The organism is Hydrogenophaga palleronii NBRC 102513, from assembly GCF_001571225.1.
GTDB lineage: Bacteria > Pseudomonadota > Gammaproteobacteria > Burkholderiales > Burkholderiaceae_C > Hydrogenophaga > Hydrogenophaga palleronii.
This window is the reverse complement of the sequence record NZ_BCTJ01000061.1, coordinates 1-12,009: the sequence shown is the minus strand read 5'-3', so window position 1 is coordinate 12,009 and position 12,009 is coordinate 1. Positions and strand designations below refer to the sequence as shown.

Genomic DNA, 12,009 nt, shown 5'->3' with positions numbered 1-12,009 from the left:
GGCGTAGCCGGACCCTTGATGCCTCTGGATGGGGTTGCTTCATCCGGTGCGGATCGTGCGCCGGTTGAAGTGAGCCATTCTTCTGTGTCGTTTCCCTCTTCGTTGCGGTAGCGCACGGCACCATAAAAAAACTACAGTGCGGTCATGTCCATTGACCGCACCACCCCTCCCGGCGCCCCGTTGACTCCTGTTGGTCACGGGGCGTTGCCACGTCATGCCACCCTGATGGTGGCGACCTGCAATGTGCTGAACCTGGCGCAGCCGGGGCGCCACTTCTACGACGGGCAGGAGCCCTACAGCACCACCGAGTTCGAGCGCAAGACCGGCTGGCTGGGGGAGCGCTTTCGTGCCCTCAACGCCGACGTGATCGCGGTGCAGGAGGTGTGGGACGAGCAGGCGCTGCGGGCTGCGGTTGCGCGCAGCGGCCTGCAATACGGCACGGTGGCGGTACCGGGGGCCGAGAACGGGCCCGGCCAGATCGGTGCGCAGGGCACGCCGCGCGTGGGCATCGTGACGCGGCTGAAGGTGGAGTCGCTCGAATCCCTGCACCACTTCCCGCCCGCGGCCGTGGTGCAGGTGCCGGGCCTGGGGCCGCACACGCGTTTCGAGCGGCCGCCGCTGGTGGCCACGCTGCGCCTCAAGCATGGCCAGCCGTTGTGCGTGATCACGGCCCACCTGAAAAGCAAGCGGCCCAAGTTCCTGGAGGACGCGTCGGGCAAGGTCAGCGAGGACACGGCGGACCCGGCGGTGCAGGCCCTGGGCTCGCTGCGTTCGCTCATCATGCGCGCCAGCGAGGCCCTGGCGCTGCGGCTGAAGGTGGTGGAACTGCTGCACCGCACGCGGCTGCCGCTGGTGCTGATGGGCGACCTCAACGACAGCCCGCACAGCGTGACCACGCAGCTCATCGCGGCCACCTCGCAGGTGGCCTACGACAAGGGCGCGCGCGACAACGCGCTGTTCAGCGCCTGGGATGTGCAGGGCGAGTCGGCCTTGCGCCGCGACGTGGCGTACTCGCATATCCACCAGGGTTACCCGGAGGTGCTGGACCAGGTGCTGGTGAGCGAGGAGTTCGTGGCCACCAGCCGCGGTGCCATCGGTGATGTGCGGCGCGTCGAGGTGTTCAACGACCACCTGTTCGAGGGCCGCGACCGCAGCCGAAGCGACCACGGCTTCGTGCGCGCCCTGCTGCGCCTGCAGCTGCCGGACGCGCCCCTGGCCGCGCCCACTGCAGGCGTTTAGCCCGCCACCGGCGCGCCTTCGCTCTCGCGCACGCGCTGCGCCAGGTGGGCCAGCGCCTCTTCCACCTGGTCCACCAGCACCAGGCACAGGTCGCCCGGTTGCAGGCGCTCCAGCGCGGTGTCGATGGCGATGAACTCGCCGCGGATCTCCAGCACTTCGCTGGTGCGGCTGGCGCCGCTGAGGCCCTGTTGCAGCAGCGCCAGCACCTCGCCATCTTCGCGGCCGCGCTGGCAGGCGTCCTGGAACAGCAGCACGTCGTCGAAGGCAGCACCGAGGATGGCGGTCTGCTCGCGGATGTCTTCGTCGCGCCGGTCGCCCGCGCCGCTGATGACCACGCTGCGCCGGCGTGCCGGCATGGCGTTGACGGCGTCGACCAGGGCGCGCATGGCGTCCGGGTTGTGGCCGTAGTCGGCGATCACGGTGGCGCCCTTGTAGTCCATCACATTGAAGCGGCCCGGCGCGTTGTCGGCGTCGTTGGAGAAACTGGCCAGGCCACGCGCGATGGTGTCCCAGTCAAGGCCGGCGCACCAGGCCGCGCCGATGGCGGCCATCACGTTGTCCTTCTGGAAACCGATGGTGCCGCCGCGCGTGATCGGCACGCCCTGCAGGGGGATCTGCACGCGCCAGCTGCCTTCGGTGACCAGGATGCGGTCACCCTCGATGCAGATGGTGCGTTTGCCCTGCACGCGGTGCGCGGCGAGCACCGGGTGGTCATGGTCCTGGGCGAAGAACACCACACCACCCGGGCACTTGGGTGCCATGGCGGCGACGATGGGGTCGGCCGCGTTGAGCACCGCGTAGCCGGTGGGCGCCACGTTCATCACGATGACGCGCTTGAGCACCGCCAGGTCTTGCACGGTGGTGATGTAGTTCAGGCCCAGGTGGTCGCCGGCGCCGACGTTGGTCACCACCGCCACCTGGCACTGGTCGAAGCCCAGGCCCTCGCGCAGCATGCCGCCGCGCGCCGTCTCCAGCACGGCGGCATCCACGTCGGGGTGCATCAGCACGTTGCGCGCGCTCTTAGGGCCCGAGCAGTCGCCGCTGTCGATCTGGCGGCCGTCCACGTAGACGCCGTCGGTATTGGTCATGCCCACGCGCATGCCGTTGGTGGCCATGAGGTGCGCGATCAGGCGCGTGGTGGTGGTCTTGCCGTTGGTGCCGGTGACGGCGATCAGCGGAATGCGACCGTCCTCGCCAGATTCGAACATGCTGGCCACCACCGCCTCGCCCACCGGACGGCCCTTGCCGTAGGACGGTGAGAGGTGCATGCGCAGGCCGGGCGCGGCGTTGACCTCGACCACGCCACCGCTTTGTTTCTCCAGCGGCACGTGCACGCTCTCGCAGACCACGTCGACACCGCAGATGTCCAGGCCGATGGTTTGCGCAGCGGACACGGCGCGCGCGGCCACGTCGGGGTGCAGGTCGTCGGTGACGTCGGTGGCGGTGCCGCCGGTGCTCAGGTTGGCGTTGTTGCGCAGCACCACGCGGCGGCCCATCTCGGGCACGCTCTCGGGCTTGAGGCCTTGCACATCCAGGCGTGCCAGCGCGATGTCGTCGAAACGGATCTTGGTGAGCGAGGTGGCATGGCCGTCGCCGCGCCTGGGGTCGGCGTTGACCAGGTCCACCAGTTCGCGCACCGTGTGTTCACCGTCGCCGATCACGTGTGGCGGATCGCGCCGTGAAGCGGCCACCACCTTGTCGCCCACCACCAGCAGGCGGAAGTCGCTGCCGGGCAGAAATTTCTCGACCATCACCTCGCCGATTTCCGCGGCGACACGGAAGGCGATTTCCAGGTGATCGCGCGAGACGATGTTGACCGTCACGCCCTTGCCCTGGTTGCCGTCCTGCGGCTTGACCACGACCGGCAGGCCGATCTCCTGCGCCACCGCCCAGGCATCGTCCACCGTGCTCACGGGCCGCCCTTCGGGCACCGGCACGCCGGCGGCGGCGAGCAGGATCTTGGTCAGGTCCTTGTCCTGCGCGATCGATTCGGCCACGGCGCTGGTGGCATCCACCTCGGCGGCCCAGATGCGGCGCTGGCGCGAGCCCCAGCCCAGCTGCACCAGGCTGCCGGTGGTGAGGCGGCGGTAAGGGATGTTGCGCGCCACGGCCGCGTCCACGATGCAACCCGTGCTCGGGCCCAATCGCACGTCTTCGTCAAGCACACGCAGGCGCGCGATGGCGGCCGGCACGTCATAGGTCTGCGGTTCACCGGCGCCCACCGCCTGCAGCAGTTCGCGGCCAAGGTCGAAGGCCAGGCGACCGACCACCTCTTCGCTGTACTGCACCACCACCTGGAACACACCCGGCTCCAGCGTGGCCGCGGTGCGGCTGAAGGTGACCGGGCAACCAGCCTGGGCCTGCAGGGCGAGCACCGTGTCTTCCAGCACGTGCGCCAGCGACAGGCGTTCCTGCTGCGGGTTGCTCGGCAGCAGCGCCCCCACCGAGGGAAACAGCTCACGCAAGCGACGTTCGAACCCGGGCAGGGTGTCGAGATCGAGCTCCTGCGGTTCGCAGGCCACGATGGCCTCAATGCAGGTGTGGCGGCTCCAGAGGTTGGGGCCGCGCAGGGTGCGGATGCGTGAGACGTCCATGAAGGGCAACTCGAAGGGGTGGAAAAAAGATAAAAAAAATGGTGCTCAACGCACCAATTCGGGTTCGGACGTGGCCGGGGCCAGGCCAGAGGTTTCCATGCCGGCGGCCATCAGCTCGGGCGACACCTGCAAAGCCCAGGCCGCGGCGGCCACGGCCATGAGGGTGTGCATGCCCAGGGCATCGGCCAGGCGCTGCACCGCGGGGGCATCGAGCCGCACGCGGTGGGCCTTGCGCACGCCTTCGGCGAGCACCAGCATGCCCTCGAACACCGATACCGTGCGCGAGCCGGCTTCGCGGTGCGCCTGCAGCGCGGGCGAAGCGGCGTCCATGCCGTAGAGGATCACCTCGCCGTCGCACAGCGCCGCCATCTGCAGCACGCGCGCATCGTCGGCATTGAGCACGGCCACACCATCGGGCAAGACCAAGTCGACCTGGGTGCGCAGCACGCGGTAGAGCTGGTCGAGGTCGTGCACGTCGTGGCGTTCCAGACCGGCCAGGCCGTCCAGATCCAGATCGGTCACCACGCCGACGGCGCAGCGGTCGTACGCCAGGCCGTCGGACAGGATGGCGGCGGCGCTGTGCTCGAGCACGACCGCATCCACATCGCGGTTCATCAAGAGGCGCTGGCCGGCGTCCCAGTGGGCGCTGGGCCGCGTGTCGACATGGCGGTTGCCGAGGTACAGGCCGTCCTGGCAGGCCAGGCCTACCTGGTGCCCACTCAGGTGCAGCAGCCAGCCGACCAGGCGCGCGATGGCATTGCCCTGGCGCGAGCCGGCCACGCCGACGATGGGCACGCGGCCGTTGCCGCCTTCATCAAAGAGGTGGTCGACGATGGCGCGACCGACCGGGCGCGACAGGCCGGTGGCGGGCTTGAGGTGCATCAGCAGGCCGGGGCCGGCATTCACTTCCACGATGGCACCGCCCTGCGACTGCAGGGGTTTGCCGATGTCCTGCGCAACCAGGTCGATGCCGGCCACGTCCAGGCCGACCACGCGGGCGGCCAGCGTGACGGCGTGCGCCACCTCGGGGTGCACTTCGTCCGTGCAGTCGATCGCCACGTTGCCGTTGCGCTGGATGATCACGCGCCGGCCGGCCGCAGGCACGGCGTCGGGCGTCAGGCCCTGGCGCTCGACCAGCAGGCGCATCACGGGCTCGCGCTCCAGCCGGATGGTTTCCAGCGGGAATTCTTCCGCCTCACCACGGCGCGGGTCGTTGTTGAGCTGGCTGTCGATCAGCTGGTTCACGCTGGAGCGGCCATCGCCCACCACCGACAGGCTCTCGCCGCGCGCGGCCGCGACCACACGGCCACCGACCACCAGCAGGCGGTGTTCGTCGCCCTGCACAAAACGTTCAACGATGACTTCACTGCCCTCGGCATCGGCCACCGCGAAGGCTTTTTCAATGTCGCTGCGTTCGTTCAAATCCAGGCTCACGCCGCGGCCGTGGTTGGCGTCGGAGGGCTTGACCACCACCGGCAGGCCGATGTCTTGCGCGGCTGCCCAGGCCGCGGCCGGGCTGTCCACCACCTGGCCTTCGGGCACCGGCACGCCGCACGAGGCGAGCAGGCTCTTGGTGAGGTCCTTGTCGTGTGCGATGTTGCCGGCGATGGCGCTGGTGCGGTCGGTCTCGGCGGTCCAGATGCGGCGCTGGCGCCGACCATGGCCGAGCTGCACCAGGTTGCCCTCGTTCAGGCGCAGGTGCGGAATGCCGCGGTCGGTCGCGGCCGCGACAATGGACGCGGTGCTGGGGCCGAGGTAACTGCGGTCGATCTGGGCCATCAGGCGCGCCACGGCAGCGGGTACGTCAAAGGGCGCAGCACCGTCGCGGCGGTGGATGGCGGCCATCAGCAGCGCGTGCGCTTCGCTGAGGGCGGCACGCGCCACGGCTTCGTCGCGGGCCCGGAACACCATGCGGTAGACACCGCTGCGGGAGGTTTCGCGCGTCTGGCCAAAACCGGTCGGCATGCCGGCCAGGTTGAGCAGCTCGATGACGACGTGTTCGAGGATGTGGCCGGCCCAGGTGCCTTCGCGCAGCCGTTCGATGAAGCCACCGCGCTCGCCCACTCCGCAGTGGTGTTCTTCCAGCGCGGGCAGCCACTCAAGCAGGCAGTCGGTGAGGCCGGGCAGCTTGTTGGAGGGGTACTGTTCCAGATCGCCCAGATCCAGCCAGACTTCGAGAACCGGACGGTAGGTCCAGATGTTGGGGCCGCGCAGGTAGTTGATGCGCAGCAGCGTGATGTCGTGTGTAGAGCTCATGTCGCCAGCGGGACGCGTGGGTCAAAACGACCGGGGTGGATACCGGTCAGGGTTCAGAAGTTCTTCAATGCCAACCTGCGGTGGGCGGCACGACATCGGTGAAAATGCAAGGCCCCCACGTGGGAGCATGCCATTTCTCGCGGTCGACGCCACGCTGCCATCTTCACCATGCTTTCACACTTTCCAGCTGAACCCTCAGCCCCAGGAGCCGACCCTGCACAGGACGCTTTGCGGCCCGCATCAACCCGGCTGGGGGGCGATGATAGCGCTGTCGCTGCGTTGGCGCTGGACTTGAACAGCGATTTACATTTCCGCACGCACACGCTGTTGTTAAGCCGTCAAAAGTTCACGCTCGAGGGACAGGAGTGGCCGCTGAAGACGGGTATGGCGCTGCGTTTGAGCGACCACGCCGGCGTCGGCATGCTGGAGCTGAGTGATACCCATGGCCGTATCGTGGTGTGGCGCTTCACCATGGGCCAACAAAGCCAGGCGGCCCGCATGGTCGACCAGTTCCAGCGCGTCATGGCGCAACGCGAACAGGCTGCCGGGCAGACCCTGGATGACACCGCCACCCGCACCTGCCCGCAATGCGGTGCCGAGCTGCCGGCCGACAGCGACGAATGCCCCGACTGCGCACCCGAGGCGCCGCAGGCACCGCCGTCCACCTGGGTGCTGTTGCGCCTGTGGCGCTTTGCCCGGCCCTACCGCTGGACGCTGCTCACCGGCTTTTTGCTGACCCTGGCCTCCACGGCGGCCACCCTGGTGCCGCCCTACCTCACCATTCCGCTGATGGACCGGGTGCTGATCCCGTTCCAGAACGGCCAGGCGATCGACAAGGGCCTGGTGCTGGCCCTGCTCGGTGGCCTGTTCGGTTCGGCCCTGCTGGCCTGGGGCCTGGGCTGGACGCGCACCTGGCTGCTGGCGCTGGTGTCCGAGCGCATCAGCTCCGACCTGCGCACCACCACCTTCGACCACCTGCTGGCGCTCTCGCTCGACTACTTCGGCAGCAAACGCACCGGCGACCTGATGGCGCGCATCGGCAGCGAGACCGACCGCATCAGCGTGTTCCTCTCGCTGCACGCGCTGGACTTCATCACCGACGTGTTGATGATCAGCATGACGGCGGTGATCCTGTTCTCCATCAACCCCTGGCTGGCGCTGGCCACGCTGGTGCCGCTGCCCTTCATCGGCTGGATGATCCACCTCGTGCGCGACCGCCTGCGCACCGGCTTCGAGAAGATCGATCGCGTGTGGGGCGAGGTCACCAACGTGCTGGCCGACACCATTCCCGGCATCCGCGTGGTGAAGGCCTTCGCACAGGAGACCCGCGAGGCGCGCCGCTTCAAGCGCGCCAACGAGCACAACCTGGCGGTCAATGACCGCATCAACAAGACCTGGTCGCTGTTCACCCCCACCGTCACCCTGCTGACCGAAATCGGCCTGCTGGTGGTGTGGGCCTTTGGCATCTGGCTGGTGAGCCAGAGCGAGATCACGGTGGGCGTGCTGACCGCCTTCATCGCCTACATCGGGCGCTTCTACGGCCGGCTCGATTCGATGAGCCGCATCGTCTCGGTGACGCAAAAGGCCGCCTCGGGCGCCAAGCGCATCTTCGACATCCTCGACCACGTCTCCAACGTGCCCGAGCCCACGGCGCCGGTGCCACTGAAGAACGTGCAGGGCGGCCTGCAGATGGAAGCGGTGGGCTTCCGCTACGGCAGCCGCAGCGTGATCCGCAAGCTGAGCCTGGACATCCGCCCGGGCGAGATGATCGGCCTGATCGGCCACAGCGGCTCGGGCAAGAGCACGCTGGTCAACCTGCTGTGCCGCTTCTACGACGTGAGCGAAGGCGCGATCCGCATCGACGGCATCGACATCCGCCGCGTCGGCGTGGCCGACTTCCGGCGCCACATCGGCCTGGTGCTGCAGGAGCCCTTCCTGTTCTTCGGCACCATCGCCGAGAACATCGCCTACGGCAAACCCGACGCCTCGCGCGCCGACATCGTGGCCGCGGCCCGCGCGGCGCACGCGCACGAGTTCATCCTGCGCCTGCCGCAGGGTTACGACTCGCTGGTGGGCGAGCGTGGCCAGGGCCTCTCGGGCGGCGAGCGCCAGCGCATCAGCATCGCGCGCGCGCTGCTGATCGACCCGCGCATCCTGATCCTCGACGAAGCCACCTCCTCGGTCGACACCGAGACCGAAAAGGAAATCCAGAAGGCATTGGACAACCTGGTGCAGGGCCGCACCACCATCGCCATCGCACACCGGCTCTCCACCCTGCGCAAGGCCGACCGCCTGGTAGTGATGGACCGCGGCGAGGTGGTGGAGATCGGCCCGCACGACGAGCTGATGGCGCTGCGCGGCGCCTACTGGCGTCTGTACGAAGCGCAGGCACGCAAGGAACAGGAAGCCGCCGCCCTGCTCGACGGTGACACCCCCGGGGACGACGCATGAGCACCACGAACCACAGCCCCGCCATTCACTGGCGCTTGCAGCGCAATGCCTTCGGCCGCCTGGTGCTCACCGACGCCCAGGGCCAGGCGCACGAAGGCGTGGTGCCGGTGCGCGCCTTTCCCATCGCTGCACCCGACGAAGGCCTGTCCCTGGTGGGCAGCGACGGCCACGAGATCGCCTGGATCGAGCGCCTCAGCGCCCTGCCGGCCGACATCCGCCAGCTGCTGGAAGACGAACTCGGCCAGCGCGAGTTCACGCCGCTGGTCCAGCGGATCACCGCCGTCTCCACCTTCTCCACCCCCAGCACCTGGGATGTGCAGACCGACCGCGGACCAACCCGTTTCGTGCTGCGCAGCGAAGACGACATCCGCCGCCTGGAGGGTCAGGCCCTGCTGATCATGAGCAGCCACGGCGTGGCTTTTGCGGTGCGCGACCGGTTCGCACTTGACGCGCATTCGAGACGCCTGCTGGACCGTTTTCTGTGAAGATCGGCCATCCGCTGGCCGCTCCTTCACCCAACTCCATGCCGTGAACCCGTCACTCAGCACTTTTTTCTATCACAGCCGCGCCGTGCCCGGGCTGCCACACACGGGCCTGAGCCAGATCATCCACACGGCGCGCAGCTTCAATGCCGCGCACGGCATCACCGGCATGCTGGTGTTCGACGGCGAACGTTTCTGCCAGTTCATCGAAGGCCCGCCCCACGCCATCAACAGCCTGGTTCCGCGCCTGCGCATCGACGCCCGGCACACCGATTTCACCGAGATCGACAGCCCGGCCTCGGCCACGCAACGGCTGTACCCGACCTGGAGCATGGGCTACGCGGTGCTGGACGGCGTGAGTTACCTCGACGACCTGCTCGCCCTGCCGGCCGCCGACGCTCTCGCGCGCCTGCTGGCCACGCAGCACCAGCTGGACGTGAACTGAGCCGAGCGGGCCCTCAGCCGCGCACGAACAACGTCACCAGCGGCTCGTCACCCACCTGCCGGCTGCGGTGGCCGTGCAGCGCGGGGTCGAAGGTCGCGCCCTCGGGCAGGGTGTCGGCGGAATAAAAATGCTGGCCCGGCCCGAAGGCGCGCCAGCTGCCGTCCTGCAGACCGATCTCCATGCAGCCCTGCAGCACGAACAGCCACTGGGCGGCACCCGTGCAATGGAACTCGCTGCGAAAGCCCACCGGGCTCTGGCGCAATTGGCAGGCGGTGGCCGGCAACAGGGCCGACAGGCGGGCCGCGGGCGAGCCTTCGTTGAGGGCAATGGGGGTCTCGCGAAAACGCGCGCGGCCATCGGTGTCGGTGTACAGAACCACCTGGGTAAATGGGGTGTTCAAGGGCTTCTCCATGATCGGTGGGTCGTTGTACCAGACGCTGTACCAGAGGCCACCTTCCGGTTTTCGCTCACACTACGTTCCCATGAAGGTTTTACTGATCGAAGACGACGTCATGCTCGGCCGCGGCATGGAGCGCGGCCTTCGCATGGCCGGTTTTTCCGTCGACTGGGCACTGGACGGCCTGCAAGGCCAGGACGCGCTGCGCGAGCAGGAATACGAGGTGGTGCTGCTCGACATCGGCCTGCCCGGCCTCGACGGCCTGCAGTTGCTGCAGCAGCTGCGCGCCGAAGACCAGCCGGTGCCGGTGCTGCTTGTGTCGGCGCGCGACGCTGTGGGTGACCGCGTGGCCGGCCTCAACCTGGGTGCCGACGACTACCTCACCAAACCGTTTGATCTCGACGAGCTGGTGGCGCGCGTGCACGCGCTGGCGCGCCGGCGCAGCGGCCGCGCCCAACCCGAGCTGCAGCTGGGCCGGCTGGTCATGCGCCCGCTGCGCCGCGAAGCCCTGCTGGACGACCAGCCCGTCAGCCTGGCCGCGCGCGAGTACGACCTGCTGCTCGCGCTGATGGAAAGCCCCGGCACCGTGATGTCGCGCGAGCAGCTGGAGAGCCGCCTCTACGGCTGGCAGGAAGAAGTGGCGAGCAACGCGGTCGAGGTGCACGTGCACCACCTGCGGCGCAAGCTGGGCACGGCCTGGATCAAGAACGTGCGTGGCGTGGGCTACAAGCTGGTGGCTGCGGAAGCATGAACTCCATCCGCCAGCGCCTGCTGTTCTGGCAGATCGCGGCACTGATCGTCACGAGCGTGCTGGTCAGCGTCTTCACCTACCTGCTGGCCTGGCAGGCCTTCAACCGCGTGCGCGATTTCGGCATGGAGCAGATCGCGGCGTCGGTGGTGCGCCACGGCGTGCGCACCCACAGCTGGTCGATCGCGCTGCCCGAACACGCCGAGCCCCTGGCCTCGGCACGGCACGCGCCGCAGGCCAACCCGCCCCCCTGGGTGACGGACGACCTGGGCCGTTTCATCAGCCAGATCTGGTCCCGCGACGGTGACTTGTTGTACGCCTCGGTCGAAGGCACCGGCCCGCCGCTGCAGTCGCCCGGTTTTCACGACGTGCAGTGGGCTGGCGAAGCCTGGCGCGTCTTCACGCAGATGGACGACGAGGAAATCGTGCAGGTGGCCAAAACCGCCAGCGACCGATCCAGCAGCTTCGCCGAGCTGGCTCCCTGGCTGCTGGTGCCGGTGGCCTTGCTGGTGCTGCTGCTGAGCGCGCTGATCCGCCTGGCGGTCAACCGCGCGCTGGCCCCGCTCGACGCGCTCGGCCTGGACATCCGCGGACGCGAAGAAGACGATCTGCGCCCGCTCGGCACCACCGGCCTGCCGGACGAAGTGGCGCCCCTGGGCCGCGCCATCAACCAGCTGCTGGCGCGCGTGAGCTGGCTGCTGCAGCGCCAGCGCCAGATGCTGGCCGACGCCGCCCACGAACTCAACACACCACTCGCCGCCGTCAAGCTGCAGGCCCAGCTGGCGCGCCGCTCGCAAGACCACGAACGCGATGCCGCGCTCGACGAGCTCGACCGCGGCATCGCGCGCAGCACCCACCTGGTGGCCCAGCTGCTGCAGATGGCGCGGGTGGAGGCCGACGGGCGTGAACACCAGCGCATGCCCGTGCGGCTCGACACGCTGGCAGCAGACGTGGTGGCCGCCTTTTCGGCGGCGGCCGAGGCGCGCGACATCGACCTCGGCCTGGAGCGCAGCGAAGCGGCCACGGTGCTGGCCGACCCGGACGACCTGCGGCTGCTGCTCGACAACCTGGTGGACAACGCGCTGCGCCACACACCTCGCGGCAGCCGCGTCGACGTGCGCGTCTCGCAGCGGGCCGGCGAAGTGCGGCTGGCGGTGGACGACAACGGCCCCGGCATTGCCGAGGCCGACCGCCAGCGCGTGCTCGAGCGTTTCGTGCGGCTCAACCCGCAGAGCGATGCCACCGGCAGCGGCCTGGGCCTGGCCATCGTGGCGCACACCGCACAAGCAAACGGGGGGCTGCTGACCTTGGCCAGCAGCCCCCCGGGCGGCCTGAGCGTGCGCGTCACTTTCCGCGCCCACCCGGCAGAAACTCACCCGGCCTGAAGGCCGGGCTCA

Annotated in this window: 9 protein-coding genes; 6 read left to right on the top strand and 3 right to left on the bottom strand. The window is 68.8% G+C overall.

What is annotated here, in order from left to right; all coding sequences use genetic code 11:
• The first annotated feature begins 225 nt into the window (after window positions 1-225).
• Complete coding sequence (locus tag HPA01S_RS21555) at window positions 226-1,239, top strand: endonuclease/exonuclease/phosphatase family protein (protein WP_066273412.1); 1,014 nt, start codon at window positions 226-228, stop codon at window positions 1,237-1,239.
• Here the strand turns inward: HPA01S_RS21555 and cphA are convergent.
• Window positions 1,236-3,833: a cyanophycin synthetase gene (cphA, locus tag HPA01S_RS21550; protein WP_066273415.1), complete on the bottom strand. Its 2,598-nt coding sequence runs from the start codon at window positions 3,831-3,833 to the stop codon at window positions 1,236-1,238. The genes HPA01S_RS21555 and cphA overlap by 4 nt on opposite strands.
• 45 nt (window positions 3,834-3,878) lie before the next feature.
• Complete coding sequence (locus tag HPA01S_RS21545; RefSeq protein ID WP_066273411.1) at window positions 3,879-6,089, bottom strand: cyanophycin synthetase; 2,211 nt, start codon at window positions 6,087-6,089, stop codon at window positions 3,879-3,881.
• Window positions 6,090-6,257: 168 nt separating this feature from the next.
• On the opposite strand from HPA01S_RS21545, the gene HPA01S_RS21540 reads away from it, so the two are divergent.
• Genes HPA01S_RS21540 through HPA01S_RS21530 form a run of 3 tightly spaced genes read left to right on the top strand, consistent with a single transcriptional unit; the run spans window position 6,258 to window position 9,467 of the window.
• A complete protein-coding gene (locus HPA01S_RS21540; RefSeq protein WP_084360898.1) occupies window positions 6,258-8,540 on the top strand; it encodes a cyanophycin metabolism-associated ABC transporter in 2,283 nt (760 codons plus the stop codon).
• Window positions 8,537-9,025 carry a cyanophycin metabolism-associated DUF1854 family protein gene (locus tag HPA01S_RS21535; RefSeq protein ID WP_066273407.1) on the top strand — a complete coding sequence of 163 codons (489 nt, stop codon included), beginning with the start codon at window positions 8,537-8,539 and terminating at the stop codon, window positions 9,023-9,025. Before HPA01S_RS21540 ends, HPA01S_RS21535 begins: the two co-directional genes overlap by 4 nt.
• Window positions 9,026-9,068: 43 nt before the next feature.
• Window positions 9,069-9,467, top strand: a complete 399-nt coding sequence (locus HPA01S_RS21530) for a BLUF domain-containing protein (protein ID WP_066273404.1) — start codon at window positions 9,069-9,071, stop codon at window positions 9,465-9,467.
• 13 nt (window positions 9,468-9,480) lie between these two features.
• Here HPA01S_RS21530 and HPA01S_RS21525 read toward each other — a convergent pair whose 3' ends face one another.
• Window positions 9,481-9,867 carry a cupin domain-containing protein gene (locus HPA01S_RS21525; protein ID WP_245638720.1) on the bottom strand — a complete coding sequence of 129 codons (387 nt, stop codon included), beginning with the start codon at window positions 9,865-9,867 and terminating at the stop codon, window positions 9,481-9,483.
• An 82-nt stretch (window positions 9,868-9,949) separates the two neighbouring features.
• Between HPA01S_RS21525 and HPA01S_RS21520 the strand changes: the two genes are divergently transcribed.
• A complete protein-coding gene (locus tag HPA01S_RS21520; RefSeq protein WP_066273399.1) occupies window positions 9,950-10,615 on the top strand; it encodes a response regulator transcription factor in 666 nt (221 codons plus the stop codon).
• Complete coding sequence (locus tag HPA01S_RS21515) at window positions 10,612-11,997, top strand: ATP-binding protein (RefSeq protein WP_066273397.1); 1,386 nt, start codon at window positions 10,612-10,614, stop codon at window positions 11,995-11,997. Before HPA01S_RS21520 ends, HPA01S_RS21515 begins: the two co-directional genes overlap by 4 nt.
• Window positions 11,998-12,009: the final 12 nt, after the last annotated feature.

Bases quoted from the DNA above. Each gene is read 5' to 3' on its own strand.
- HPA01S_RS21555 (WP_066273412.1), top strand. From the start codon at position 226: ATGGTGGCGACCTGCAATGTGCTGAACCTGGCGCAGCCGGGGCGCCAC.
- cphA (WP_066273415.1), bottom strand. From the start codon at position 3,833: ATGGACGTCTCACGCATCCGCACCCTGCGCGGCCCCAACCTCTGGAGC.
- HPA01S_RS21545 (WP_066273411.1), bottom strand. From the start codon at position 6,089: ATGAGCTCTACACACGACATCACGCTGCTGCGCATCAACTACCTGCGC.
- HPA01S_RS21540 (WP_084360898.1), top strand. From the start codon at position 6,258: ATGCTTTCACACTTTCCAGCTGAACCCTCAGCCCCAGGAGCCGACCCT.
- HPA01S_RS21535 (WP_066273407.1), top strand. From the start codon at position 8,537: ATGAGCACCACGAACCACAGCCCCGCCATTCACTGGCGCTTGCAGCGC.
- HPA01S_RS21520 (WP_066273399.1), top strand. From the start codon at position 9,950: ATGAAGGTTTTACTGATCGAAGACGACGTCATGCTCGGCCGCGGCATG.
- HPA01S_RS21515 (WP_066273397.1), top strand. From the start codon at position 10,612: ATGAACTCCATCCGCCAGCGCCTGCTGTTCTGGCAGATCGCGGCACTG.